Consider the following 26,856-nt stretch of genomic DNA (forward strand, 5'->3'; position numbering starts at 1 on the left):
TAGAATGGGAAAGCCGTTTCACCGTCATTGTACCTTACCTTCAGTTGAAAAGGATGTAGGAACGTGTCAAGGGATTGGGACAAGCTCCGTTCTATTTTTGCCGGATAAAGAGAGATCTTGTTAGCCAATGCCTTGGAGATAGAAAATACCGCAGTTAATGGCAGAAGCCGTGACGCGAGGCTCATATTGCCAGCGGATTTCTTCTTGTCTGCGCTCGAACTGTTCGGTAATGAGCTGCTTATTCTCTTCTTCGGCCGAGGCCAGAAGTGGTTCATAATAATGATTGATGGTCGACAGCTCATCGGCCAAACGTTCAGCTGCTGCCTGTGCCCAAGAGTAATCATAGGTGCGAAGCTTGCGTTCCAGCGTTTGCTCGGCAATCGTAGCCGCCTTATTAAGGGAGAGGGCGTTTTTGGCGGTATGCACATTAGGCGGCAGCTTCGGAGTCATCCGATGCGTCATGAGCCGATCGTGGAATTGCTCGATACATTGCCCTGTTGCCAGCGAAACGCCGAACGAATGGATTTCTTCGCGTTTCATGTCGCATGCGAACTCTACTTTCATATTAACCCCAAGCCAAGCGCTGTAAGCAGTGGAGTGAAGCGGGTGAGCGCTTCGTTTCTCCGGTTCTTGAAACAAACACAGGTAGCTGCCGCCGCTGCGGGCAGACTCGAACAGCTGATTCAATCGGCGTGAGCCATAATACAAATCCTCGCGAGGTACGCGTACATTCGTATTCAACGTGCCGTGAATATGGCCGAAGGAGCGGCTTAAAGCAGCATCTGCCGCTGTGTTCGCCGCATTAGGGGCAGGGGCAGGCGGGGCTGCTGCCTGCGCCTGCTCATATTTCTGCTTGTCGGTCACGAGCAGCATGGACATCGTTTCCGGATCGGCTCCCGTTCGATCGACGAAGCTCCAATAGTAAGGACGATTCGTTAGATCGCGATCGGCCCGCGGCGATAGCTTAACTTGAAAATGGGCCGGCGATTTCTCGACAATCTGGCAGTTGGTCGTCTCTAGATAGCGCTGAACAAACTTGTGTATTTGACGTTCATTCATGGTCTCACCTCAATTGTCTGTCCCACGGCGTTCATAACCGCGTTAATGGCGCCCATATCAATCGGCTCCTCCAATTCAACCTCGTCCCGAATGCGGCTGAGTGAATTGCCAAGCTCGTCGATCTGTTTGCGAAGCTGATCCTGATTGCCAGCGGATTCCAGCATCAGGCGGGCAAGCCGCTGTTCCAGCGTTTCGCTTTTCTCAAACCGCTCAAGAATATGATCCAGCTCCCCGATAACGAGCTCGAACAGATTGATTTTCTCATGCAGCAGACTGACGATATGCTCTTCGATTGTGCCGATCGTGCAAAGATTATAGATGCGTACGTCGCTCGTTTGCCCCAGTCGATGGACACGCCCAATCCGCTGTTCGACCCGCATAGGGTTCCAAGGCAAATCGAAATTGATCATGTGATGGCAGAACTGCAGATTGATTCCTTCACCGCCGGCCTCAGTTGCAATAAGCACCTGCGCACGTCCGCGGAACAGATCCATCATCCAATCCTTCTTGCCGCGGTTCATCCCGCCCCGGTAGGGGACGGCAACCATATTGTTAGAGCGGAAATATTGGAGCAGATATTCCTGCGTAGCCCGATACTCCGTGAAAATGATCACTTTATCGTTCATTTCACGAACAAGCTCCATCGTTTTCTCCGCTTTCGTATTCGCCTTAATGCCGCGAATAACTTCAACCAGCTCCCAAATTTTCGCGCGGAGCGGAGAATCTTCCGCCGTCTTCTTGAACATGTTGACGAGCGTTAAGAATACGGCATCACGGCTGCTGCAAACTTCTCTTTGCAACGTGACAAGGGAAAGGAGGCTCGACCAATCGCCTTGGCCTTGGCTCTCATCGACCCGATCCCGAACAAATTTGGTGACGGCATCATATAGAGCCTGCTCCTCTGTAGAGAGCGAGAGCGGTATATTCTTCACGATTCGTTTCGTGAATTGAATGCCGCCGTCGCCGCGACGATTCCGGATCATGACGGAGGATAGCGCTTCGTGCAGCTGCTCTTCGTTCTTCGGTAGACGCTTGTCCACGACGAAGTTCGCGGCAAATTCGCTCTGTCCGCCTAATTGTCCCGGTTTGAGCAGCGTAATTAAGTTATACAGCTCGTCCAAATCGTTCTGAACCGGTGTCGCAGTAAGCAGGAGACAATATTTCTTGCGAAGCAAATTCACGAATTGATAGTTGGTTGTCTTCTTATTCTTCAACTTATGCGCTTCGTCGATGATGATCATATCGTAGTCTTGTCCAAGCAGCTTCTCGCGATGCGGTTCGCGTTTCGCAGTATCCATTGAAGCTACGACAACGTCATAGGCCCAAGAGTGGTCCTTCTTCTGCGCAACTGCAGATATGCCGAATTTGCTGTTCAGCTCCCGTACCCATTGCAGCACAAGGGAAGCGGGAACGAGCACGAGCGCGCGCTTCACAAGTCCGCGCACCATATATTCCTTCAGCACTAGGCCGGCTTCGATTGTTTTGCCAAGTCCGACCTCATCGGCAAGAATGGCTCTGCCGCTCATTTCATGCAGCACCTTGCGAGCCGTGCTGATTTGATGCGGCATCGGTTCGAAAGAAGGGAGGCTGCGCAGGCATTGCAAATCATCGAAGCTCTCAACCAGCTTCGACTGTTCGGCTTCAATAGCCAATTGGTACATCGTCCACTCGTCCCAAGGACCGTTGCGGTCGACGCGTTCTTGCAATTGATGCAGCCATGTGCGATCAAATTGCAAATCTACGCTCGGGTGCAGCTTGCGTTTAACAGCAGAAGCTGAGCCCGGGCTTGAAGCGGGGCCTGAAAGATTTTCTCCGTTTACGGGATCATAGTTCGATTGCATAGGTTGGAGGAGCTCCTTTCTCTGACCGATCGGAAAGCATCGACTTACGGACTTGCAAATGGCAAATGGATATCCTTCGTAGGAAGTAGTATTTCCTTGCAGCAGCAATTTCATAAGATAAAGCTTGAAAAAGGTCGAATTTTCTGTACAACATAAAAAAGAGAAGCCATGAGCCACGGCTTCTCTAAAGATTTTGAGGAAGAATCGCGGACTAGGATTCTTCCTTTTGAATTTTGCCGGGATTGTTAATCTTGTAGGCGACGGGATGTTTCGTCAGTTTCTTGGCGACGATTTTGCATTCGAAAGTAATCGTGTCCCCAACGGCAAGCTCTAGTTTCTTCAGCGTGTTGCTATGGCTGGACCAGGCGGCGCCCAGTTCAAGAGCAGGCTCTGCAATAGACACTTCCTCGTAAATGATAACTTCGTCATCCGTATCGGAGAAATTGTTCGGAACGGTCGTGAACTCTTTAAGCGTTGCTCGCATTTTCACCTTCTCTTCAGGAAGCTCAAGCTTCGGCGCTTTCTCTTTCTTCGGTTTCTTCGCGGGTTTCTCCTCAGACTTCGCTGCCTTGGTTTCGGTTGTAGGCTCTTCAATGGCTGAAGCGGCTGCTACGGTAACAGTTGCAGCCTCGGTTATATCTTCCAGATCAGCTTCAACTGCTTGAGCGGTAACCGCGGCTGCTTCTGAGGCATCATCCGAATAAACGGTTTCATCTTCGATTGCTGTCGTTTGTCTCTGACCGAAGCTTGCCGTTTGCATCTCCTTCAAGTAGGAAGGATGAATGCAGTGCTGTTTGTCATCGAGTTCAAGGACGGCAGTCATTTTGTCGACAAAGCCAACAATGGAGCAGACGGTATGAACACCGTTATTTTTGTAGAGAAACGTTTTCGATTTGGAAGCTTTCTCGGAGAGCAGGCCCCATTCTTTCAATTTCTGTATTTGCTCTTCTTCTTTCTCGAAGGGAGTATATGTAGGGGGTGCGATCAGTTGTGCCATTTTTTCTCCGCCTTTCAAAGTGGATGCTTGTCTCATTTTAACATTTTTTCAGTGCGGGATGAAGTAAAGAAGTATTGAATAATTAAACCTATAATTGTATATTTATACTTAATTTCTTAAGGGGAGTGAGACCATACCATTGAACAAAATGATAGAAGAACTAACGCTCAATGCATGGCCGTCCTTGCAGACGGTTGTATATGACGGGTGGTTGCTTCGGTTTGCAGGAGGTTATACGAAACGATCCAATTCCGTTTCAGTGCTTAACTCTGGCGACGATTACCAATTAGAAGAGCGAATTGCAGCATGCGAAGCGTTGTATAACGAAGCCGGTCAGGATACGATTTTCAAAATAACACCTTTCGTTCCTCCGGACTTCGATCAAATTCTGGCACAGCGCGGGTATGCCATCGCAGACCCATCCCGTGTTATGATAATAGAAAGCTTAGATAACGTGCCGGCACCGGAGCTGCATGGAATTAAGAGAGAAGACGCGATGAGCGAGACGTGGCTTGCTACGATGTGCGAAATGAATAGGATCACAGACACGGATAAACAACTCGCGGCTCAAATTATTACAAGCTCGAAACAGAAGCAAGGTTATTTCGCATTAGAAGTAAACAAAGAGCAGGTCGCATGCGGACTAGGCGTAATCGAACGAGGTTACATAGGTTTGTACGATATCGTAACGGCGGAAGCGCAGCGCAATCGGGGGTATGGGGAGCAGCTGATCCGGCATATGCTTCATTGGGCGAGAGAGAATAGGGCAGCGAAAGGCTATTTGCTTGTCGTCCAGAGCAATGCGTCCGCGAACCGGCTGTACCGGAAGTTGAATTATCAAGAGAGTTATCCGTATTGGTATCGAGTTAAGAAGCGGTAAGCCGTGTTAAGGTGGGATAAGATGACGATTCAATTGCGAGGGCATCATTTATTGTGTTTATTAGGTTTTCGGGGGATGGGGTATTCGGCGGACTTCTCAGCGAATATGACGATAGTGTACAACAAGCTGCGGGATGAACCGGCTTCTCGAATTACCATTGTTAAAGGTCCCGACGATCTTTGCGCATGTTTTCCATCAGATGCGGAGCCGCATTGTCATAATGTCTCCGTTGCGAACCATGACGAGCGCATCTTGCAGAAGCTCGGGTTTGACTATGGGATGGAGCTGCTCTGGTCAGACGTTATTGAGCGGGTAAGGACGAACGTTGTACCCGAAGATATCAATACGCTGTGTTATACCTGCCAGTGGCGAAGCTACGGTGTTTGCGAAGCAGGTGTTCGATTAATTAAACAAGGGGAGTGGCTTCCGCCGCTTCCGTAAATCCACCTATACGGTCTGTTCTAAACAAACCGTTAGGTGGATTTTTTTATGTTAACGGCAGCATCGAGAGGAAGCGATTGGAGGCAGCCGAAAGCGGGACGCCTCGCAAAGTAGCGATGCCGATAAAGCGCTCAGGCAATGGCGGGTGGAGAGGGATTTCAATGAGCTCGCCGGAGGCCAATTCTTCCTCAATATAGTTGCGAATAACGAAAGCAAGTCCGAATCCTCGGATGGCGAATTGCAGAAGCAGATCAATACTGCCAAGCTCAAGCTCCGGGTGAAGCTGGATACCTTGCGCGGCAGCCCAGTCGTTGAGGTGGCGTCTTGTACTTCCTCCGGATTCTAGCATTAACAAGGGATACCGATGCAGCTCTTGCACATCTAGCGGAGACAAACCTGTTATGTCGGCGTACTTCTTGCCGCCTACCAAACAATCCTGCTGGGAGAGACTGCGCTTTATATCGATTTTGGCATTGCCTGCAGGCAGATTAATAATACCGAAGTCGATCTTGCCCTCAGTCAGCAGGTCAATCGTTTCCGGCGTAGTCCGATTGGTGACATGGATGCGTACTTGCGGGAAATGTTGATGAAATTTCTCTAAGTAAGGCATCAGGTAATGCTTGCATAACGTATCACTCGCCCCGATTCGGATTTCTCCGCTCTCTAGGTCGTGCATCTCCGCGATCCGCTTCTCGCCGGATTCGATGAAGCTGAATGCCTGCTCGATATAACGGAATAACACCTCGCCCTCTGCTGTCAGGATAACGCCTTTCGCTGAACGAAAGAAGAGCTGTCCGCCGAGTGCGCCTTCCAGCTGCTTTAAGATATGACTGACCGCAGGCTGCGTAATATGCAGCTTCTCAGCCGCGCGCGATAGACTGCCTGTCTTGGCTGTCCAATAGAAGCTTCGATACCATTCTGAATTAATAGTCATTAGTTCACCTAATATCTGATATTAGTAATATCAATTATTTTGATGCGAGTAGTTCCATTATAATCAAGTCTGCAAGGAAGGATCAACAATTGGGAGGCGTGACTCTATGACGGTAACGGCCATTGTAGGTGCAAATTGGGGAGATGAAGGCAAAGGGAAGCTAACGGATGTACTGGCAGCGCAGTCTTCGTATGTCGTTCGTTTTCAAGGAGGCAGCAATGCGGGGCATACGATCATAAACAGCTATGGGAAATTTGCATTGCACATGCTGCCATCCGGCGTGTTTTATCCGAATGTGACGAATGTGATTGGCCCGGGGACGGCCGTTGACGTGAATATGTTAATGCGAGAAATCGAAGAACTGCAAGCGCGCGGTGTGCCGAAACCGAAAGTGGCCGTATCCGAGCGGGCGCAGGTTGTGGTGCCGATCCATGTGCAATTTGATGGTTTGGAGGAAGAGCGCCTTGGCGAGCGCAGCTTTGGCTCGACTAAACGCGGAATTGCACCTTTCTACGCGGATAAGTATGCGAAGCTCGGCATTCAAGCAGCGGAGCTGTTCGATAAGGAGCGCCTCTATCGGCGCTTGGATCAAATGCTGGCTGCGAAGAACGTGACGCTGCAGCACTTATATGGGCAACCGCCTGTGCAAGCCGATGATTTCATCTCGGAGCTTATGGCGTATGGAGAGAAGCTGCGTCCCTATCTGGCGGATACGACAAGTCTGCTGCATGAAGCGTGGATGAGAGGCGAGTCCATTCTGGTCGAAGGCCAGCTTGGGGCCCTTCGCGATCCCGATCATGGCATTTATCCTTACTCGACTTCCTCTTCTACCTTATCCGGCTTTGCCGCTGTAGGAGCTGGCATTCCACCTTACGCAATCGGCCATGTCATAGCGGTCACCAAAGCTTACTCCAGCTGTGTAGGTGCCGGGCCGTTTGTAGTAGAACTAAGCGGCGATGAAGCACAAGAGCTTCGATTGCGCGGCGGCGACGCAGGTGAATTTGGTGCGACAACCGGGCGTCCGAGACGAGTGGGCTGGTTCGACGCCGTTGCGACAAGGTATGGCTGCATGGTACAGGGGGCAACCGAGGTTGCGCTTACCAACCTCGATGTGCTTGGCTATCTGGAGCAAATTCCGATCTGTACCGGTTACCTGCTGGCGGATGGGACAACGACAACGCGTTTTCCCGTTACAGCGCAGCTTGAGCATGCCAAACCGATCTGGACCTCGCTGCCCGGTTGGAAATGCGCGATATCGGATGCTAGAACCTTCGACGAATTGCCTCATGAAGCGCAGGAGTATGTCCGTTTCGTCGAAGCGTCGATTGGCGTTCGCGTGTCTACCGTGTCCGTAGGACCGCGCCGAGAGCAATTGATTCATCGTTAAGCTGGCAGCATGTGACTACGTCCGGGAGCCTGAACGAGACAAGCGGCAGGAATACTCTTCTGGGAGTCGAAATAGGTTTGAGAATAGACCATGAACATTGTAATTATGTAGTCGATTCGCATTTCATAAGCGGGAGTGTGCGTAGCTGTTATGCAGGATTTCAAAGTAACGAGCCAGCAGAAAGCGTTCTTCGACACGTTCGGGTATTTGGTATTTCGGGGGTTAATGCAAGACCGCATCATGGAGATTACGGAAGAGTTCGATGCTGTTTTTACGAAGCATGGGGGAAACTTCAACGGCAAACCGCATACCTTCAAGAAAACTTCGACGATCGTCGCATTTCTCGGTCACAGCGAGAAACTGGCTTCGCTGCTGGACGATCCGCGCGTGCACACGATTTGCTCCACGCTGCTTGGTGACGACTACAATTATTTGACGAGCGCAGGCAACAAATATGTCGGAGACACGGGCTGGCATTCCGACACCTCCATGGATAAGCATTGGCCGGGTAATCTCAAGAGCCTCAATGTTTCCTTCTACCTAGACCCGGTTACGAAAGAAACAGGTGCGCTGCGAGTCATTCCGGGAAGCCATTATATCGGCGATCAGTTTACAGAAATTTTGAAGGAGCAAATTCACACTTCTGAAATGCAGGCACAGTGGGGTATTGACCGTGCTGACCTTCCGGCGGTGCCGCTCGATATTAGACCCGGGGACTTGCTCGTTTTCAACAATTATATGAAACATGCCGCTTTTGGCGGGGGGAACAATCGGCGCGTGCTGTTGATTAATTTCTCCAGACATTACACGGAAGAACATATGGCTGAGCTGCATGAATATGTGAGTACATTCGCGCCTTATTGGGTGGAGGAGCTCCATGGGGAGGCTGTGCTAAAGGGTGCGAGCAGTGAACGGATGCGCCATCTGCGGCAAATTCAAGAGAATCAAGCGCATTTGCCTGAGCTCGCCAGACAAGCGAAAGCAGCCGCAAGCCTGCCATAATCGTTTCAAGCAAAACAGGCTTTTCCGACTTGTTCGGAAGGGCCTGTTTTGCGCTTCCGTACCTTGCGTTTGAATGTCATAAAGTGTAATATCTCCATTATTATGAACTATGGCAGAAGAGGGGAATGAAGAGGGACACATGGAAAGCAAAGCATCAATCGTCGCGATGTGGATCTCTCTGATCAGCAATGTGCTTCTGACTGGTATCAAGCTAATTGTCGGTATATTGTTTCAGAGTCAGGTTTTAATTGCGGACGGTATTCACAATGCCGGGGACGTGATCGCGACCGCCACTGCGTACAGCTCAATGCGTGTGTCGGGCAAACCGCCGGATGAGGATCATCCATACGGACATGGCAAGGCCGAGGTGCTTGGAGCGGGAATTGTTGCTTTTATCCTCATTGCAGCAGCTTTATATATGGGGTACCATGCCGTTCTCACATTCTTCGAGCCGCCGACGGAAGCGCATCTCATCGCACTTGCCGCCGCGATTGTTTCCTTGGTCGCCAAGCAGATTCTATATATCTATACGATGCGAATCGGTAAGGAATCGAAGAGTAAGGCGATGCTGGCTACAGCCTACGATCATCTTGCGGATGTTTATGCTTCCTTGGCGGCTTCGGTAGGTATTGGTCTGGGTTGGTTAGGTGAGAGAATCGATAGCAGCTGGCTCAGCTACGGCGATCCTGCCGCAGGGGTTATCGTATCGCTCCTTGTATTGAAGCTGGGTTTCGATATGGCACGCGAAACGGCTGATGTCTTAATGGACAAGAGTCTAAGCCCCGAGAAAATCGAGGATATCACGGAGCATTTGCGCGAAGTTCCCGAGGTGAAACGGATAGATCGACTGCGTGCGAGAGAGCATGGTCACTACGTATTGGTGGATGCCAGGGTCGCGGTTCTGGGGACGCTAACCATTCAAGAAGGACATGATATCATCAGAACCATTAAGAAGAAATTGATGGACGCACATCCGGAAGTGGATGAAGTGCTCGTCCACTTAAATCCATGGTATGAGGATGATAATGGATAAACGGATTCGGTCTGGACGATAGCGTCCAGATCGTTTTTTATTTTTTTCTGCAACCTTTCTGTAGATAGGCACGTCTGGAGATCATGTAGGGCCCTACAACCAATAGAATTGATCGCGAAGGGAGCACGAATTAGTGAACAAGAAGAAACTCATCATTGTAGCAACGTTAGCGGGGCTACTTGGAACCACAGCAGCAGTTGAGGCATCCGGATTTATGAAGAAAGTGAATGGATTCCTGCGCGGTGACATTGATGTTACTGTAGACGGAAAAGCAACATCTTTGGAGCCTGTCTTTATTAATGGCCAAGCCTATCTCCCAGCACGCGGCGAAGCGGCAGCGCTTGGTTACGAGCTGCACTATAACGCAAGAGACAAGGTTCTGGAACTTACCTCTAAAGATCAACCGGAGGAAGGCGAGTCGAATTTGATTAATGTGTCCGGCATTATCGAAGATGTTCGTCCTACACAAGACGGTTCTGTACAGATCAGTGTTCTTGGCAGAGGCCAAAACAACTGGATCGTGCTGACTGTCGATAAAGAAACCGTACTTACGAATCAAGAAGGCAAGCCATTTGCCGCTAAAGATTTGAAAGCAGGTTTGGAGCTTACAGCTGAATACGGCCCAATCGTTGCGATGAGCTACCCAGGTCAATCGCATGCAGCGAAGGTTGTAGTCGGTTCTGAGCGCCTGGTTAAAACAGATGTTATTCAATCCGTTGAGAAAACAAGCGACGGCTGGCAAGTGAAATTTGGCGACGGTAAAGAAACTACGCTGGTTCTTAACTCCGGTAAAGAAACAACGATCCGCGATACCGAGCGTCAACCGATTGAATGGTCGGCTTTGAAAGCCGGCATGAAAGTTACGACTTACTACGGTCCTGCAACGACGAAGAGCATTCCGCCGATCAGCGCGCTTCACTTCTTGGTCGTGACAGAGCAGTCTGCTGCATTATCCCCGGCGCAAGTAACTGAATATCGCGAGCTTGCTTGGAAACAGCTTTCCGATGATCAGAAGAAACATGTGGTAACGAAGAAAGACGAAGCAGAAGTAACAATCGTGCCTGCTTCCGATGCAGCACTCTTCCCACAGGATGACAAGAAGAAAGCATACGAGGATTATGTAGCTAAGAAAGGCAACGTAGTGCTTGTTACTTATAAAACAGACGATGACCAGCTTCTTGGGCCGCTAACACTGGGCTTTAGCTCCGATACAAAGGAATACTTCGGTAACCGTATTCGCAGATAGTTGTTGTTCAGAGGAGGATTGTCCTAAAGTCGCCGGAAGGTGACGGAGGGACAATCCTCTTTTTTGTCGAATAGAAGAGAGGAAGAAAAGGATGATTATCCATTAGGAGGAAGTAATTGTAATGCTGCAGCGAATTTGGAAGTACCGGATGGATTATTTGCTCGTAATCCCGCCGTTATTGCTTTGGTTTATTTTCAAAGGAATTCCATTCTTTATGATGCTGTACGGTTCATTCGTCAATTTTGTCATCTTTAAAGGGCTCTTCAGCAGCGACTGGGCTGGGCTGTCCAATTTCCGTTACCTCTTCAATCTGCCTATGTTTACGTCCATAGTTAGCAATACGGTATCCATGAAGCTTGCATATACGGCAGTCGGCGGCATCATCGCGCTAGTTGCGGCTCTCGCGCTAAGCAATATTAGATTTCGCAGGCTCAGAGGCGGATTCACCACCTTGCTTCTGATCCCTTACTTCATTCCATCAGCCATTATCGTCTATATTACGATGCTCTCACTATCACAGAGTCTTTCACCGTTTGGGATCCAATCCATGCCGCTCGCTCATTCGGAGCTGTTTCCAATGGTGCTTGTTGCTGTAGAAGTGTTCAAAACCTGCGGCATTCCCATACTTATCGCACTAACGGCGATCGGCGCAAGGCAAGCGGCGATGGCAAACAGCAGCATTCGCGAACGCAGCAGCTATTTGCACCGCAACGTCATCCCGGCAATGAAGGCAGTTACCGCGTTCATGCTCATGCAGCTAGGTTCGCTTCTGACGATGGATTCGGAGCTGCAGCGGCTGCTGGTCAATCCGCTAGTAGCGGAGACAGGCGAAACCTTGGATAGCTTCGGCTTTCGAACCGTGTTCATGAATGCCGATTACAATCTAGCTGGAGCGTTAGGGGTCTTTCAGTTTGTCGTTCAGTTTAGCTGCTCCTTGCTTGCCTATTTGCTCATTAGAGGGCTGTTTGCACGTGATTTATTTACATCTTCCAGTGGTGCTGCTGCCATCCAATCCACCGGAAAAGGGAAAAATATCGCGGGCATTCTCATCACCATCGTGCTTTCTTCAGCTGTGTTAATCATGTTGTACTTGCTGTTCATTTATCCGTTTACGTTCCACTTGTCCGGTTCTGCACTACATACTTTGTTATCTCCTTACCGGTATATGCTTTATATGGTAATCGACTTAATGGCGGTTATCATCTTCATGCTGATTACGGCGGCGCTTGCATTCCCGCTAACCGTCAAGGATTTGCCTGGCAGGGGGCTGTATAAGCTATTGCTGCTGGTTTTGCTGACAATCAGCAGCTCGACGTTTCATGAATTTATGTTTTATCGAAACTTACATATGAGCAATACGATCTTCCCTTTATTCTTCACGGGTTTCTTCTCGATTCTGCCGATCTTCATCTTGAAGAGCATCTTTAACAGCAAATATAGCAATCGCAGGGAAGAGGCAGCCGCGGCGGGTAGAGGGGAAGCATTCATCTTCTTCAGCGTCTACATCCCTGCGATCTGGAAGCCGCTGCTTGCTTTGGGAGCTCTTCATTTCGTCATGCTGTGGGGCTCTTTCACTCAGGCCTTCATCCACCTGACGAATCCACAGACGTTTCCGCCGCTCATGACGTATGTGAATGCAATGAATGAGATCGGCGAAGCCGGACCCGTGTATTCGCAAGCGGATCTGCTGCTATCTGGCGCCATCCTATCACTGCCACCATTGTTAATCCTGCTGCTTATGCGCAAATGGCTGACAGGCGAGGTAATGGTAGCTACGATGAAGAATTTGTAGGCCATGCAACGACAAAGGCGCTCTGATCTGCAGCTTCAAACCTGCAGCGGAACGCCTTTTATTTACGAGTGGACTGTGCGATATTCGGTCGGGCTTTGCCCTGTTTCTTTACGGAAAAACTTCGCGAAATGATTCGTTTCCTTAAAGCCGATTTGATCCGCGATTTCCTTAATGCTCTGCGTCGTACTCGACAATAGAATCTTCGCTTTATCGACGCGCTTGCGGCTGACGTACTTGAGCGGCGGTACGCCGAAATGTTTCTTGAAATAGGCGATAAAATAATTCGGATGCAAATGGGCTGCCTTCGCCATATCCTCGATTCGCAAATGGCCGGCCATATGGTTGTCGATATATTCCTGGATGAATTGAATCCGCTTCAGATCCTCCGAGCGATGCTGCAAAATCGTAATCGGCACATGCTCCAAATACCGCGCAATAATCTCCAGCATAATCGATTTCTCGCGCAGCCTTGAGATGACCGAATCGCTTTGACGCAGGCTGACCAGCAGCTTGAACAATGCGGTCATTTCTTCTTGATCCGCAAGTCCAATGCGCAAGGGAACGCCGATCCATTGGAATAAGTCGAAGGGACCGATCGATGCCGTGAAGTGGCACCAATATTTGAGGAAAGGCTTCTTTCCTTTAATAACGGAATAGGCTTGTTTAGTGAAAGCGGGCATTAAGCAGAGCTCGCCGGGGGATGGGAGCATCTCCTGGTTGTCTACCTTCAGCCAGCCTTCTCCTTCTACAATATAGTAGAATTTATTGTATTCCGGCACGTAGTCCATATCGACCCACTCGGTGGTCACCTGTGTTTTGTAAGCGGTGATGACGTCGATTTGCAACGCGCGCAAGAGATCGGTTAAGGCGTGATCGGCACGTAATATCGTCATTGGAAGTCTCCCAGCTGTAAGGCATTTGAATGATTTTCTCTTATCATAGAGCATTTCGATGGTTCATGAAACCGCAATCTTAGTTTTAGCACCTTCATTCTTATTTCTAGCCATTACAACGCAAGCGGCATCCTCCTATAATCAAGTTGAAGAAGTAATCCTATAGGAGGCTCAACAGAAATGACGACTGCGCAACCCCTTTTGTTGACAGATGAACAAATCAAATCGTTTATTACAGATGGCTTTCTTATGTTGAAAACCGATTTCCCGCGTGAATTCCACGAGCGATTAGTAGAACAACTAAATACGATTTACGATACCGAAGGCAATCCGGGAAACAACATTTTACCGCGGATCCGCGACTTGCAGCGGGTGTTTGAGAACCCGGTTATCACTGGGGCGCTGACAAGCGTGCTTGGCCCGAATTATTTGCTCCATACGCACAGACACGGTCATTATAACTCCGTACCGAAGCCGGGCGGTTGGCACAAAGACAGCTACTGGGGCTACAACCGTCTGCGCAACCATCACCCATGGTGGGCGATGATTATGTATTTCCCGCAAGATACGCCAATTGAGCTTGGACCAACCGGCGTTATGCCGGGAACGCAATATCAAGACAGCCGCAACTTTGTTTCGGATGAAACGGCAGAGGAAGCAACTGCAAACGGTGAAGCGGGTACTTTCGCGCTGATCCATTACGATATTTGGCATCGCTCGACGCCGAACTTGATCGGCAAGCCGCGTTTCATGCTGAAGTTCGAATTCATGCGCACAGAAGCTCCGCAATCGCCGACATGGGATAATCAAGAGCCGTCATGGGCAGCTGTAGCGGGGGATGAGAGCAACAATCCAATCGCAGAAGAGGTTTGGAACTGGATGTCCGGCCGTACTGCGGCGCTTGCCAACACGAAACCGGCGGAAGCAGCAGAAATTGCAAAGCTAACTGCAAGTTTGAGCGGCGACCAAGAGCCGGAAGCGCAGAATGCCGCTTACGAGCTTGCAACAAGAGGGGAAGAAGGCATTCAAGCTTTGCTTGGCGCGCTTGAGCAAGAGAAGAAAGTGTCCCGTATCGCTTCGTATGGCTTGTCCGTAGCCGGCGAAGGAGCCGTTGAAGGATTGCTTCAAGCCCTTCGCGCCGAGAATGAGGATGTCGTAAACCATGCGATCTTCGCTTTGTCGGAGCTTAGAGGTCACGCAGATCGTGCTGTGTCTCACGTAGCCGCTCAGCTGGACCATCCATCGGCGAAAGTCAGACGAACGGCAGTTGATGCGCTTGGTATCATCAGCGCAAATGCAGACCTGGTCGTTCCAGCTCTAATTAAAGGCTTGCAGGACGAAGATACACAGGTTCGCTTCACAGCAGGGCTGTCGCTTGTTCGTATCGGTAAAGATGCAGCCGCTGCCGTTCCTGCTCTGGCAGAACAGCTGTCGCATGAGAACCGTTATGTTCGCGGTCATGCACTTGAAGCACTGCGCTATATCGGCACGAAAGAAGCGCATGAAGTGCTGATTCACGAGCTGTTCAATACACGCTGGTGTTCGGATACAACGCCTGCGAGCACGTTCTAAACCAACAAAAATCCCTCAGATGAGGGATTTTTTGTTTGTTTGCATCACGATTAGGTTTTAATGCAAAAATCGATTCCCAATAACGATAGATAGCTTCTATCGTTTCATAGAAACAACGATATTGATCAATAATTTTGAATCCCATAGAATGGGGCAACAGGAGCTAGAACTGCTTCGGACGGCGGTATCACTACAGCTTAGATGGGAGGAATAAGAAATGATAGATATAGAGACCCAACAACCAAACCACGAATGGATGAATAGGCTTAGTAAGAATGTAAGGGTAACCGGATCTGAGGCTCTTGTTAGAAGCGTGCTGCTTGAAGGTGTAGAGTGTGTGTTTGGGATTCCGGGAGGGAGTGTCCTAAACCTTGCACTTATCAAAGTAAGTGCGCCGTCCAGAGTGAAACCGCTGCTTATAAGTATTGTTGAATCTTTTCGTGCTTCGATCGTCGATATGGGCATGGATAGTCTGATCGTACAGGTTATTGGTGATCAAGATAAAATTCATTCATTGATTGAACTGCTTAGACCGTATGGAATCTTGGAATTAACCCGTACCGGGGTGACGGCTATGAATCGGGAAGAGGGAAATAACAAGTAATATCGGATTTGCAAGGACATGAAGCCTAGGTGCGGGACTCTACCGAATCTAGGCTCTTTTCTTTCCACAAATTTCACAGCGATCATGTACAATAGAACTAGATTGTGTGAGAGGCGTTTATCCATAGCTGGAGGGGAAGAAGATGAGCATTGAAATCGTAGAAGCAACCATAGCCGATATGCAGGCCGCGATGGAAAACGGTGAAATCACATCCAGAGCATTAGTTCTGATCTACATGGAGCGCATTGCTGAGCACGACAAGAATGGCCTCACCATCAATGCCGTGCTCGAGCTTAATCCCGATGCGTTATTCATTGCAGATGCATTGGACGCCGAAAGAGCGCTTCGCGGGCCTAGAGGCCCGCTGCATGGCATTCCGATTTTACTCAAGGACAACATTAATACCGGCGACAAAATGCACACAAGCGCAGGCTCGCTCGCGCTTGCTGACCTTTATGCCGGTGAAGATGCTTTCATTGTGAAGCAGCTTCGCGAAGCAGGTGCAGTTATGCTGGGCAAAGCGAACATGACTGAGTTTGCGAACTTCATGACAGAGGGAATGCCCTCCGGATACAGCTCGCGAGGCGGACAAGTACTGAATGCATATAATATTTCGGCGCCAACCGGGGGGTCAAGCGCTGGTTCAGGCGTTGCGGTTTCTTGCAATTTCTGTATGGCGGCAATCGGCACGGAAACCTCAGGTTCCATCATTAATCCGGCCAATTTGAGCTCAACCGTAGGAATCAAACCGACTGTCGGACTAGTAAGCCGCACAGGGATTCTTCCGCTCTCCAATAGTCAAGATACGGCGGGACCGATGGCTCGGACGGTAACGGATGCTGTTGTGCTGCTGGACGCGCTTGTGCAGGTTGACGAGGCGGATCCGGCAATGGGGAGCAGTTTAGGGAAACGTCAAACGAAGTATGCCCCGTTTCTTCAATTAGGCGGACTGGAAGGAGCACGAATCGGCGTCCCTCGCGATTATTATTTTGAGGAATTGACGCCGGAGCAGCTGGAGATCTTCGATCAAGCGCTACATACGATGCGCGAGCTGGGTGCCGAGATCATCGATCCTGCCAATATTCCGACTGCCAGAGAAATCGCATACTCCTCTGTCATTCTTAATGAGTTCAAAGCTTCGCTTCATGCCTATCTGTCCGCGCTGCCGGCAAGTGCACCGGTACACTCCTTAGCGGAGATTATCGCATTTAATGAAGCGCATCCGGAGGAAACGTTGAAGTACGGTCAATCCTTACTGCTGCTCGCTCAAAATAACACTTCAGGCACATTAACGGAGACTCAGTATCTCAAGGACCGGCTGACTGATTTGCGGCTTTGCCAAGTTGAAGGCATCGATGCCGTTATGAAAGAGCATCGGCTGGATGCGCTGTTGTTCCCGGCCGACTTTGGCTCACGCATAACGGCGCGGGCCGGCTATCCGTCCATTATTGTACCGGCCGGCTACACTTCCGCAGGCGTCCCGTTCGGCGTGACGTTCTCAGGGAAGGCTTATAGCGAACCGAGGCTCATCCAGTTGGCCTATGCCTATGAGCAAGGCAGCAAGGTACGCAAGGCGCCTTCATTAAAGAGTTTTATATAGGGTTGGGGAGGGGCTGTCTCAAAAGTGCGCTTGGCTACTTTTGAGAGGGTCTCTTTTTTGTTGCGTGGTAGTGATGAGTTGGATTCGGGCAAAAGAGAGGTACTGGGTACCGCTCATGAGCGAGAAAGTAGCTGGTCTAGGGATCTACATTAGCGGAAATGTGGGGGAAACGTAGAAATCAGAGACATGACAAAAGGAGCTAAGCGCGCACCTAAGCCGCTTAGCTCCTTCTCATCAAACAAACTAACTTAAGTTCTGAAGCGTCGGCATGCCGTCCTGTGCGCCGAATACGGTAACGGAGTAGGAGGCAGCTTTTACGGCCAGCGGCAGCGTTTGGTCGAGCGACCAGCCGCTGGCGATGCCGAAGCACAGCGCTGCATTGAACGAATCTCCTGCACCTGTCGTGTCTACGACTTTTACAATCGGGGCAGGCACGGTGACGATGCCATCGGCAGTCGCGCACGAAATGCCATGTTTCCCGCGCGTTACAATCAAGGTTTGTCCGGGGTATTGCTTCTGCCACGCGGTCATGCGCTCGAACAGCTGCTCCTCCGACGTAATCGAAGTGCCGCAATAGAGCTCGAATTCCGTCTCATTTGGCGTAAAATAATCCGCCATCGCAATTTGCTCTTCCGTAAGCGGAAGGGCAGGGGCCGGGTTCAGAACGGTGCGAACGCTGGCTTCGCGTGCAATCCGCAGCGCCGTCTCTACAGCGGGCATCGGGATTTCCAGCTGAACGATCAGCAAATCCGATTGACGGATCAGCTCGGCATGCGCCGTGATGCTTTCGGCGGTATTTTGCCCGTTGGCGCCAGGCACGATTACGATGCAGTTATCCTCTGAGGTGTGCATGATGGTTGCCGTTCCAGTCGAAGCACCCTCCAACACGGAGATCGCCTCCGTCTGCACACCGAATTGCCGTATCCGTTCCATAATTTCCGATCCGAAGGCATCGCCGCCAACGGCTCCGATCATCTTGACCACAGCGCCGAGCCGTGCACAGCCGACGGCTTGGTTCGCGCCTTTGCCGCCGGAGATGTAGTGGATCTCATCGCCTTGCACGGTTTCGCCGACCTTTGGCATCCGCTGCATTTTCAGAACGAGGTCCATATTCAAGCTTCCTGCTACCGATATTTTGGGCTGCTTTGCCACAATGGTCATCCTTTCATGCATAGCTGATGTAAGCGTTTCTATCATTTCCTGAATATAGCATGTGCTAATTTAAAGCGTCAATGCGCTGGACCGACATAAATGCAATAAAAAAACCTTGAGCATGAGGCTCAAGGTTCTCTTCTATAACTCTATTCTATGATACATTATGTATATATGGTCGGGACGACACGATTTGAACATGCGACCCCCTGGTCCCAAACCAGGTGCTCTACCAAGCTGAGCTACGTCCCGCGGTAAGTGGTGCCGGCGATAGGAGTCGAACCCACGACCTACTGATTACAAGTCAGTTGCTCTACCAACTGAGCTACACCGGCGCGTTTTTACCGAAACACAAGACGTATCTTACCACAGAAAAAATAATTTATGCAAGTCCCTTTTTAAAAATTTTTATTGGCCCAATGGATTTTACATTGCTCATCGATTATGAAGCCGAATTTGGTGTAGAAATGACGGAGCCTGTCCAGATGCTCCTTATGTTCGGCAGCCTGCATACGTCCCTCGATATAACGAATATTCTCCTCCACAGCCCGCAGCAGCAGCTGTTCCATCATTAACGAACCGTAACCTTGATTGATTTTCTCCCCCAAGATCCGAATGTACTGTAGAAGCCAAGCACGCTGACCTTCAATCGGAGTGATGTACATATTGAGATCATTAAGATGACGCTTGGTCGCGATGCCTGATGCAAACACAATTCTCCCATGGATATCAAAACCCTTATTCGGGGAGTACAGAATGATGGAATCGCCCTGCCTCGTTTGCACAATTCGATGTACGTAACAGCCGTCGTTTGAAATGAGCTCAATCTGCCTATGAATGCAGTCCTCGATCATCATCAATGACCTCCCGGTATGGATGAGCATGAGCATTACTGTATGTACATATTATTGTCCAACTGAATAAGAAATGACAACCTGTTGCCATATCGACGAAAGAGGCCGAATAAACTGAACTAAGAAGTAGAGTGAGATGGGCGAAGGGGTGGGAAAATGAGCGGCGATCAACCGGTATCCGGCGCGGAGGAGTTGCTTTCGAAGGATCGTAAGTATGTATGGCATCATATTTCGCCTCATAATGACAACCCGCTGATTTTTGTTTCCGGGGATGGCTGCTGGATAACGGATGCAGAGGGCAAAAGGTATTTCGACGGCATGTCGGGCCTCTGGTGCGTCAATGTCGGCCATGGCAGAGAAACGATTGCGCGGGCTGCCTATGAGCAAATGAAAACGATCGCGTATTCGCCGATGATGCAGTCTCATGTTCCGGCGATCGAGCTGGCTGAGAAGATCAACGAATGGCTCGGCAGCGATTATCGTATTTTCTATTCCAATTCCGGCTCGGACGCGAACGAAGTAGCTTTCAAGATTGCTAGGCAGCATTTTCATCAAAATGGGGAGCCGACGCGCCATAAATTTATTGCCAGGCACCGTGCCTACCATGGAAGCTCCTTCGGTGCTCTCAGCGCAACCGGTCAAGCACAGCGCAAGCTGAAGTACGAACCGCTTGGTGCAGGCTTCGAGCATGTACCGCCGCCGTATTGCTATCGCTGCCCGTTTGGACAAACCTATGGCAGCTGTAAGCTGGAATGTGCCGAAGCGATTGAGGACGCGATTAATTGGGAAGGTGCCGATTCTGTCGCAGGCGTCATTATGGAGCCTGTCATAACAGGAGGAGGCATGATTGTTCCGCCGCCTGAATATTTGCCGAAGGTACGCGAAATTTGCGATAAGTACGGCGTATTGCTCATTATGGACGAGGTTATTTGCGGATTCGGCCGATCGGGTGAGCGGTTCGGTCATCACAATTACGGGGTCGTGCCGGATATCGTCACGATGGCGAAAGGGCTGACCAGCGGCTATTCGCCGCTCTCGGCAACGGCTGTGCGTGCGAGCTTGTACGACAGCTTTAAGACGAAGGAAGCGAACAGTCATTTCCGGCATGTGAATACATTTGGCGGCAATCAAGTGTCATGCGCGGTTGCATTGGCGAACTTGGCCATTTTGGAAGAGGAGAGGTTGGTGGAACGGTCGGCGCATTTGGGACGAGAGCTTGGCCGGCGGCTGCAAGTACTGCGGGCGCATCCACATGTTGGCGACATACGATTGTTCGGCTCGGCATGCGGGATTGAGCTTGTGGAGGATCAGACGTCGAAGCTCCCGGCATCCGCAGACAAGATGCTTACCGTCATTGGGGAATGCAGGCGCCGCGGCCTTCTCGTAGGGAAGAACGGCGACACCGTTCCGGGCTTCAACAACATTATTACGCTTTGTCCGCCTCTGATAACATCGGATGACGAGCTGGAATTTATCGCAGGAACCGTGATTGCTGCGATCGAGGCACTAACTTCTGCTACACCAGCAAACTTGTAAGGAAGGAGTCGAGGAAGTATGACAGCATCCGGGAGCTTGGCGATCAACAGCGAGCGATTGCAGCGCAGAATCGATGAATTGGCACAAATCGGCAAGCTTGGCGATACCGGTGTATGCCGGCTAGCGCTGTCGCAGGAGGACTTGCAAGGTGTGCTGCTTGTCAAACGTTGGATGGAGGAGGCAGGATTGCAGACCCGAATCGATGCTTTCGGCAATTTGTTCGGGCGGCTTGCAGGCAAGGATGCCGGGAAGCCGCTGCTCATGGCCGGTTCGCACATCGACTCGCAGCCCTATGGCGGAAGATTCGATGGCGTCATCGGCGTGCTTGGCGGGCTGGAGGCTGTGCAGACATTGAGCGAACAAGGCATTGTGCCGGAGATGTCCATCGAAATCGCGGCCTTCTGTGATGAGGAAGGCTGCCGATTCAATAAAGGTTTGTTTGGTGTCCGCGGCATCACAGGCAAGCTGGAAGAAGGGGAGCTTGAGCGGACAGACGCTGCAGGTGTGACTAGACGGGAGGCGCTGCTTGCTTTTGGAGGTGATCCGGATGGTTTCGAAGCGGCTCGTTATCCTGAAGGCGCTGTTGGCGCATTTCTGGAGCTTCATATCGAACAAGGCCCGGTGCTCGAAGCGATGGGTCGTCCGATCGGCATTGTTAGCGGGATATCCGGACCGCTCTGGCTGACGGTCGAGATGACGGGTTTTGCAGGACATGCCGGCTCCGTGCCGATGCCGATGCGCAGAGACGCTCTTGTTGGGGCAGCCAGCGTCATTACGGCGCTGAATGCGCTGGCTCGCTCCGAGCCGGGGGCTCCGACAGTGGGAACGGTCGGCGCATTGACCGTATTCCCGAACTCGCGCAACATCATTCCCGAGAAAGTAACGTTCACGATCGATCTTCGGGATATCGATATGGAGCGCCGGAGAGAGCGGGAATCACAGCTGCGGCGGATTCTGGAAGAGGCAGCAATGGAGCATGGTTTAACCTACACGGTGCGCGAGGATACGAACAGCGAAGCGAGATATTGTGCGGAGCGAATCAAGCAAGTGATGCATGAAGAAGCGGTTCTACTGCTTGAGCACACGCCGCCTGAGCTGATGAGCGGTCCGTTTCACGATTCGCTGGCGATGTCGCATGTTTGCGATTATGGGATGATTTTTGTCAGGTGCAAGGATGGAATCAGCCATAATCCGCTGGAGTATTCCATACCGGAGGATATCGAACTGGGCGTGGAGCTGCTGTATCGCACGATTGTGCGCATGTCTACGGTCGAAGGGGAAGGGGGATAAGCCTTGTTTATTTCTGCTGAAGCGTTAAAGCGTAATTTTGCCGAAGTTAAGGCGGGCATGCGGCCGAAGGAAGCCGTGGAAGAATCCAATCGCTGTCTCTACTGCTACGACGCCCCCTGCATTCAAGCTTGTCCGACAGGCATCAACATTCCCTCCTTCATCAAAAAAATCGCGACAGGCAATCTGACCGGCTCGGCTCGGACCATTATGGATGCGAATCCCGTAGGCGCCAGCTGCTCTCGCGTATGCCCGACAGAGGAACTGTGCGAAGGGGCATGCGTGCTTAATCATTCCTCCAAGCCGATAAGGATCGGCGATTTACAGCGTTACGCAACCGATTGGGCGATCAAGAATGAACAGCAGTTATTCACTGCCGGCAAGCGTAACGGACGGTCTGTAGCTGTCGTCGGAGGCGGGCCGGCAGGATTGTCGGCTGCGCGGGAGCTGGCTCGGTTCGGGTTTGCCGTGACGGTGTTTGAAGCGAAGGAGCAGGCCGGCGGACTGAATACGTACGGAATCGTGTCGTTCCGGCTGCCGCAGCCGATTGCTCTGTGGGAGGTTGAACAGGTGCGCCGGCTAGGCGTCGAGATCCGCACGAATACGGCCGTCGGCCGCGACATTTCCGCTGAGGAACTACTTGCCAGTTATGATGCCGTTCTGCTCTCAGCAGGTATGGCGAAGGTGCCGATGTTAGGCATCCCCGGCGAAGAACTGACAGGCGTATATGATGCCATTGAGCTGGTAGAGTTAACGAAAGTGTCGCTCACCGCAGAGCTTGGCGGCCGCAATGTCGTGGTCATCGGCGCAGGCAACACCGCGATCGATGCGGCAACCTGCTCCGTGCGAATGGGCGCCTCTCACGTGGAGATCTGTTATCGTCGCTCGCAGCAGGAAATGACGGCGTATGAATTCGAGTATGAGTTTGCCAAGAGCGACGGTGTCGCTTTTCGCTGGCTGACCGCGCCGGTCCGCATTATTGGAGACGAGCACGGTCGCGTGAAAGGAATCGAGTGTATCCGCATGCAGCTCGAGTCCGCTGAGGAAGGCGGTAGGGCGAGGCCTGTAGCCGTACCCGGAAGTGAGTTCATCATTGAAGCAGACGCGGTCGTGAAAGCGATCGGACAGTCCAGACATGTGTCGTTGATCGATCAGTTTGAACTGGCGCATAAACGTGGAATCGTGACGGTGGATCCTGCAACCTATTTAACTTCAAACCCTCGCATTTACGCGGCAGGCGATATTATTTTTGGCGATGGGCAGGGGGAAGCAATGGTCGTTTCGGCGGCTCAGCAAGGGAAGCTTGCAGCCTATGCCATCTATCGTCAGCTAGTGGTGGACAATGGTTGAATTCCTAGGAGAGGCAGGGCGATCGAATGGCTGATTTGCGGATTAATTTGGCTGGCATCGAATCACCGAACCCGTTCTGGCTTGCGTCAGCTCCGCCTACGAATACCGGGTATCAGGTGCAGCGTGCTTTCGAAGCGGGTTGGGGCGGGGCGGTGTGGAAGACACTTGGCGATCCGATTATCAATACGTCATCTCGTTTCGCCGCTGTTCATTTTAACGGACAACGGGTCGCGGGATTCAATAATATCGAGCTGATTACGGATCGGCCGCTCGAAGTGAATCTGAAGGAAATCGCGGAGACGAAGAAACTGTTCCCTGACAGGGCGTTAGTCGTGTCGCTGATGGTGGAACCGAAGCGGGATAAATGGCATGAAATCGTCAAGAAGGTGGAGGCCGTCGGCGTTGACGGTTTGGAACTGAACTTCGGCTGCCCGCATGGAATGGCCGAACGGGGGATGGGCTCTGCGTCAGGTCAGCAGCCGGACTTGGTTGAGAAACAAACCTACTGGGCGAAGGAAGCGGCACGCACGCCGGTAATCGTGAAGCTGACGCCGAATATCACCGATATCACGGCGACTGCGCTTGCGGCCGTTAGAGGCTGCGCGGATGCGATATCGCTTATCAACACGATTAACTCGCTCGCTGGCGTCGATCTCGACACGTGGAATACGATTCCGCACGTAGGCGGGAAGGGCTCGCATGGTGGATACTGCGGCCCTGCGGTAAAGCCGATCGCACTGAACATGGTAGCTGAATGTGCAAGGCATCCGCGTGTCGACGTGCCGATTTCCGGCATCGGAGGAATCTCGGATTGGCGGGATGCTGTCGAGTTTATGCTGATGGGAGCTACCGGCGTGCAGATTTGCACCGCTGCGATGCACCATGGTTTTCGAATCGTCGAAGATATGATTGACGGACTGAACAATTACCTCGACGGCAAAGGGATTGCGAGCGTCAGCGAACTGACCGGTCGTTCGGTGGAGCGCTACACAGAGTGGGGTAACCTGGATTTGAACTATGCCGTGACTGCGAAGATTGACACGGAAGTGTGTATCTCGTGCAACAAGTGTTATATCGCTTGCGAGGATACCTCTCATCAATGTATCGATCGATTAACGGATGACGCGGGCAGAAGTTACTTGAAGGTGAGGGAAGAGGATTGTGTCGGCTGCAATTTATGCGCGATCGTCTGCCCTGTCGAAGGTGCTATCGAGATGGTCGAGCAGCCTGCTTCCGGTATCTCAATGACATGGAATGAACGTCAAGCAGCCATCGCGGCGCTTGGGCGAAAGGAGGCATGAGCAGGATGGCCAAAATCATACAAAACGGCACGATCGTAACTGCAGCGGACATCAGCCGAGCGGATCTGCTTATCGAGAACGGGATCATAACCGCAATCGGCAGCGATCTGCTTCGGTTAGCGCCTCAGGCAGAAGTCATCGATGCGGCGGGCTGTTATCTGTTCCCAGGCGGCGTTGATCCCCATACGCATTTGGATATGCCTTTTGGAGGTACGATTACCGCTGATGATTTCGAGACCGGCACGATTGCTGCCGCTTATGGCGGTACGACGACGATTATCGACTTCTGCCTGACAGACAAGGGGAAGCCGCTCAGCAGCGCAATTCGTACATGGCATGAGAAGGCGCAGGCGAAAGCGGTCATCGATTACGGGTTCCATCTCATGATTAGTGAAATTACGGATGAAGTTTTGGAAGAGCTGCCATCCATCATCAACAACGAAGGAATCACCTCGTTCAAGGTGTTTATGGCTTATAAAAACGTACTTCAAGCCGATGACGGCATATTGTATCGCACATTGCTTAGTGCTAAGGAACACGGAGCGTTGGTAATGGTGCATGCGGAGAATGGCGATGTCATCGATTATTTGATCCGGCAAGCGTTGGCAGAGGGGCATACGGAGCCGATCTATCACGCTTTGACGCGTCCTTCCGTACTGGAAGGCGAGGCGACCGGGCGAGCCGTCCGGCTGACCGGATTTGCGGATTCACAGCTGTACGTTGTGCATGTCACCTGTGAGGAAGCGGTGCGGCAAATTGCGGAGGGGCGGCTGGATGGCCTTCGCATATGGGGCGAGACTTGTCCGCAATATTTGCTGCTTGATATCACATACCTGGATAAGCCGGATTTCGAGGGAGCGAAGTATGTCTGGTCACCTCCGCTGCGCGCGAAGGAGCATCAAGAGGTGTTGTGGAATGCGCTGAAGAATGGACAGCTGCAGACGGTCGGCTCGGATCAGTGCTCCTTTAATTTCAGCGGACAGAAGGAGCTCGGTTTAGGCGATTTCAGCAAAATACCAAACGGCGGTCCGATCATCGAGGATCGATTCAGCTTACTCTATTCCGAGGGAGTCGAGAAAGGCAGGCTCAGCCTCAATCAGTTCGTGGACATCATTGCGACCAGAGCTGCGAAGCTATTCGGGATCTTCCCTCAGAAGGGGACGATCGCCGTGGGCAGCGATGCGGACATCGTCATTTTCGATCCTGCCGTAAAGCGGGTTATTTCTTCCGAAACGCATCATATGAATGTCGATTACAATCCGTTCGAAGGGATAGCCGTAACAGGTGTCCCGGTATCTGTTCTTAGCCGCGGGGAGTTTATTATCCGAGAGCGTCAGTTTGTTGGCAGTCCGGGAAGCGGGCACTATCTGCGTCGCAATAAGTACGGGAGTATCAGTGAAAGCGTGAGCGAGAAAGGGTGAATCGGCACCATGTCGGAGCACAGTGAATTTCTGGCGGAGAAAGCGGCAATCGATGGATATTTAGAACAAGGGTATCACATTACTGGCGTCATCGAGGATTTAAGCGGCGACAAGCTGCTGCTTGTTCCACCGGGTGAGACAGGGAATGTCAAGCCTGCGACCCTCCACTTGCGTAATGCCAATGCACGGAAATATTGGGCCACTCTCTTACTGACCCAAAAACAAGGATAACTTGCGCAGCGTCTCGGATATTCCGAGGCGTTTTTATTGTGCTTTTTTTTCGGACGATTACGGATCCTTCAAGGAATTTGACAACCGACGATCGAAATAGATAGTTATAAGTATGTTCGCAATCATGTATCTCCGGAGAAGGTGATCGATCGTTATGGGCAACATCGACAAAAGGAATCGTCTGGATGAGGAAGTTTTCACCTATCGAGTGACAAAAGACAACAAGGTGTTCATTTCGTACAAGGGAAGGCAGGTTACGTCGTTGGCAGGTAAAGAGGCGGACAAGTTTTTGTCCCGCATCAGCGGGCAGGATTTCAAAACCGCTCAGCTCGTCATGGCAAAGGTGACAGGTAATTTCAAACACGGAAACGAGAAGGACGGCAAACGAGATTAGTTCGGAGTTCTGTCGATACGTAATCGATGTTTTGCGTAAATGTTAAAGC

Annotated in this window: 24 protein-coding genes and 2 tRNA genes; 17 read left to right on the forward strand and 9 right to left on the reverse strand. The window is 51.2% G+C overall.

From position 1 onward, the window contains the following. Positions 1 to 120: 120 nt before the first annotated feature. The 3 genes from AC50Y3_RS02025 to AC50Y3_RS02035 all read right to left on the reverse strand — a co-directional run bounded on the left by AC50Y3_RS02025 (position 121) and on the right by AC50Y3_RS02035 (position 3,897). Entirely contained in the window at positions 121 to 1,059 is a 939-nt protein-coding gene (locus tag AC50Y3_RS02025; protein ID WP_494817100.1) for a YqhG family protein, read from the reverse strand. Beyond that, entirely contained in the window at positions 1,056 to 2,900 is a 1,845-nt protein-coding gene (locus AC50Y3_RS02030; protein WP_494817101.1) for a DEAD/DEAH box helicase, read from the reverse strand. The genes AC50Y3_RS02025 and AC50Y3_RS02030 overlap by 4 nt, the downstream gene beginning before the upstream one ends. Positions 2,901 to 3,111: 211 nt before the next feature. Next, positions 3,112 to 3,897: a hypothetical protein gene (locus tag AC50Y3_RS02035; RefSeq protein WP_494817102.1), complete on the reverse strand. Its 786-nt coding sequence runs from the start codon at positions 3,895 to 3,897 to the stop codon at positions 3,112 to 3,114. 148 nt (positions 3,898 to 4,045) lie between these two features. Between AC50Y3_RS02035 and AC50Y3_RS02040 the strand changes: the two genes are divergently transcribed. Together AC50Y3_RS02040 and AC50Y3_RS02045 are read left to right on the forward strand one after the other, a co-directional pair. Continuing rightward, on the forward strand, positions 4,046 to 4,777 hold the full coding sequence (locus AC50Y3_RS02040; protein ID WP_494817771.1) for a GNAT family N-acetyltransferase: 732 nt from the start codon (positions 4,046 to 4,048) through the stop codon (positions 4,775 to 4,777). A gap of 21 nt (positions 4,778 to 4,798) precedes the next feature. After that, positions 4,799 to 5,218, forward strand: coding sequence for a DUF1284 domain-containing protein (locus AC50Y3_RS02045; RefSeq protein WP_494817103.1), 420 nt, complete (start codon positions 4,799 to 4,801; stop codon positions 5,216 to 5,218). Between the two features lie 46 nt (positions 5,219 to 5,264). Here AC50Y3_RS02045 and AC50Y3_RS02050 read toward each other — a convergent pair whose 3' ends face one another. Beyond that, positions 5,265 to 6,152: a LysR family transcriptional regulator gene (locus AC50Y3_RS02050; protein ID WP_494817104.1), complete on the reverse strand. Its 888-nt coding sequence runs from the start codon at positions 6,150 to 6,152 to the stop codon at positions 5,265 to 5,267. 106 nt (positions 6,153 to 6,258) lie between these two features. Between AC50Y3_RS02050 and AC50Y3_RS02055 the strand changes: the two genes are divergently transcribed. The 5 genes from AC50Y3_RS02055 to AC50Y3_RS02075 all read left to right on the forward strand — a co-directional run bounded on the left by AC50Y3_RS02055 (position 6,259) and on the right by AC50Y3_RS02075 (position 12,612). After that, the gene (locus tag AC50Y3_RS02055) at positions 6,259 to 7,539 is read left to right on the forward strand and encodes an adenylosuccinate synthase (protein WP_494817105.1); all 1,281 of its coding nucleotides are present in this window, start codon (positions 6,259 to 6,261) and stop codon (positions 7,537 to 7,539) included. Positions 7,540 to 7,689: 150 nt separating this feature from the next. Beyond that, the gene (locus tag AC50Y3_RS02060) at positions 7,690 to 8,541 is read left to right on the forward strand and encodes a phytanoyl-CoA dioxygenase family protein (RefSeq protein WP_494817106.1); all 852 of its coding nucleotides are present in this window, start codon (positions 7,690 to 7,692) and stop codon (positions 8,539 to 8,541) included. A gap of 139 nt (positions 8,542 to 8,680) precedes the next feature. Next, on the forward strand, positions 8,681 to 9,574 hold the full coding sequence (locus AC50Y3_RS02065; RefSeq protein WP_494817107.1) for a cation diffusion facilitator family transporter: 894 nt from the start codon (positions 8,681 to 8,683) through the stop codon (positions 9,572 to 9,574). 133 nt (positions 9,575 to 9,707) lie between these two features. Beyond that, positions 9,708 to 10,820, forward strand: a complete 1,113-nt coding sequence (locus AC50Y3_RS02070) for a hypothetical protein (protein ID WP_494817108.1) — start codon at positions 9,708 to 9,710, stop codon at positions 10,818 to 10,820. 121 nt (positions 10,821 to 10,941) lie between these two features. Then, on the forward strand, positions 10,942 to 12,612 hold the full coding sequence (locus AC50Y3_RS02075; RefSeq protein WP_494817109.1) for an ABC transporter permease family protein: 1,671 nt from the start codon (positions 10,942 to 10,944) through the stop codon (positions 12,610 to 12,612). Positions 12,613 to 12,674: 62 nt separating this feature from the next. On the opposite strand, the gene AC50Y3_RS02080 is transcribed toward AC50Y3_RS02075, so the two are convergent. After that, positions 12,675 to 13,505, reverse strand: a complete 831-nt coding sequence (locus AC50Y3_RS02080) for an AraC family transcriptional regulator (RefSeq protein WP_494817110.1) — start codon at positions 13,503 to 13,505, stop codon at positions 12,675 to 12,677. A 180-nt stretch (positions 13,506 to 13,685) separates the two neighbouring features. On the opposite strand from AC50Y3_RS02080, the gene AC50Y3_RS02085 reads away from it, so the two are divergent. From AC50Y3_RS02085 to AC50Y3_RS02095, 3 genes are all read left to right on the forward strand, one after another. Then, positions 13,686 to 15,077 (forward strand): HEAT repeat domain-containing protein, encoded by a 1,392-nt coding sequence (locus tag AC50Y3_RS02085; RefSeq protein ID WP_494817111.1) that lies wholly within the window; start codon positions 13,686 to 13,688, stop codon positions 15,075 to 15,077. A 217-nt stretch (positions 15,078 to 15,294) separates the two neighbouring features. Beyond that, positions 15,295 to 15,681, forward strand: coding sequence for an acetolactate synthase small subunit (gene ilvN, locus AC50Y3_RS02090; RefSeq protein ID WP_494817112.1), 387 nt, complete (start codon positions 15,295 to 15,297; stop codon positions 15,679 to 15,681). A 142-nt stretch (positions 15,682 to 15,823) separates the two neighbouring features. Further along, on the forward strand, positions 15,824 to 17,281 hold the full coding sequence (locus AC50Y3_RS02095) for an amidase family protein (protein ID WP_494817113.1): 1,458 nt from the start codon (positions 15,824 to 15,826) through the stop codon (positions 17,279 to 17,281). Between the two features lie 243 nt (positions 17,282 to 17,524). Here AC50Y3_RS02095 and rbsK read toward each other — a convergent pair whose 3' ends face one another. From rbsK to AC50Y3_RS02115, 4 genes are all read right to left on the reverse strand, one after another. Beyond that, complete coding sequence (gene rbsK / locus AC50Y3_RS02100; protein ID WP_494817114.1) at positions 17,525 to 18,433, reverse strand: ribokinase; 909 nt, start codon at positions 18,431 to 18,433, stop codon at positions 17,525 to 17,527. Positions 18,434 to 18,608: 175 nt separating this feature from the next. Then, positions 18,609 to 18,685, reverse strand: a tRNA-Pro gene (locus tag AC50Y3_RS02105). A gap of 7 nt (positions 18,686 to 18,692) precedes the next feature. Beyond that, positions 18,693 to 18,768, reverse strand: a tRNA-Thr gene (locus AC50Y3_RS02110). Positions 18,769 to 18,831: 63 nt separating this feature from the next. Beyond that, on the reverse strand, positions 18,832 to 19,290 hold the full coding sequence (locus tag AC50Y3_RS02115) for an N-acetyltransferase (protein WP_494817115.1): 459 nt from the start codon (positions 19,288 to 19,290) through the stop codon (positions 18,832 to 18,834). 153 nt (positions 19,291 to 19,443) lie between these two features. Between AC50Y3_RS02115 and AC50Y3_RS02120 the strand changes: the two genes are divergently transcribed. The 7 genes from AC50Y3_RS02120 (at position 19,444) to AC50Y3_RS02150 (ending at position 26,807) form a co-directional block, all read left to right on the forward strand. After that, positions 19,444 to 20,823, forward strand: a complete 1,380-nt coding sequence (locus AC50Y3_RS02120; RefSeq protein WP_494817116.1) for an aspartate aminotransferase family protein — start codon at positions 19,444 to 19,446, stop codon at positions 20,821 to 20,823. Positions 20,824 to 20,841: 18 nt separating this feature from the next. Beyond that, positions 20,842 to 22,113, forward strand: a complete 1,272-nt coding sequence (locus AC50Y3_RS02125; protein WP_494817117.1) for a M20 family metallo-hydrolase — start codon at positions 20,842 to 20,844, stop codon at positions 22,111 to 22,113. Between the two features lie 3 nt (positions 22,114 to 22,116). Then, positions 22,117 to 23,460 carry an NAD(P)-dependent oxidoreductase gene (locus tag AC50Y3_RS02130; protein WP_494817118.1) on the forward strand — a complete coding sequence of 448 codons (1,344 nt, stop codon included), beginning with the start codon at positions 22,117 to 22,119 and terminating at the stop codon, positions 23,458 to 23,460. A 26-nt stretch (positions 23,461 to 23,486) separates the two neighbouring features. After that, a complete protein-coding gene (preA, locus tag AC50Y3_RS02135) occupies positions 23,487 to 24,761 on the forward strand; it encodes an NAD-dependent dihydropyrimidine dehydrogenase subunit PreA (RefSeq protein ID WP_494817119.1) in 1,275 nt (424 codons plus the stop codon). 5 nt (positions 24,762 to 24,766) lie between these two features. After that, entirely contained in the window at positions 24,767 to 26,182 is a 1,416-nt protein-coding gene (gene hydA / locus AC50Y3_RS02140) for a dihydropyrimidinase (protein WP_494817120.1), read from the forward strand. A 9-nt stretch (positions 26,183 to 26,191) separates the two neighbouring features. Beyond that, on the forward strand, positions 26,192 to 26,413 hold the full coding sequence (locus tag AC50Y3_RS02145; RefSeq protein WP_494817121.1) for a hypothetical protein: 222 nt from the start codon (positions 26,192 to 26,194) through the stop codon (positions 26,411 to 26,413). A 154-nt stretch (positions 26,414 to 26,567) separates the two neighbouring features. Beyond that, positions 26,568 to 26,807: a hypothetical protein gene (locus AC50Y3_RS02150; protein WP_494817122.1), complete on the forward strand. Its 240-nt coding sequence runs from the start codon at positions 26,568 to 26,570 to the stop codon at positions 26,805 to 26,807. Positions 26,808 to 26,856 lie beyond the last annotated feature (49 nt).

The organism is Paenibacillus sp. J22R98, from assembly GCF_059383835.1.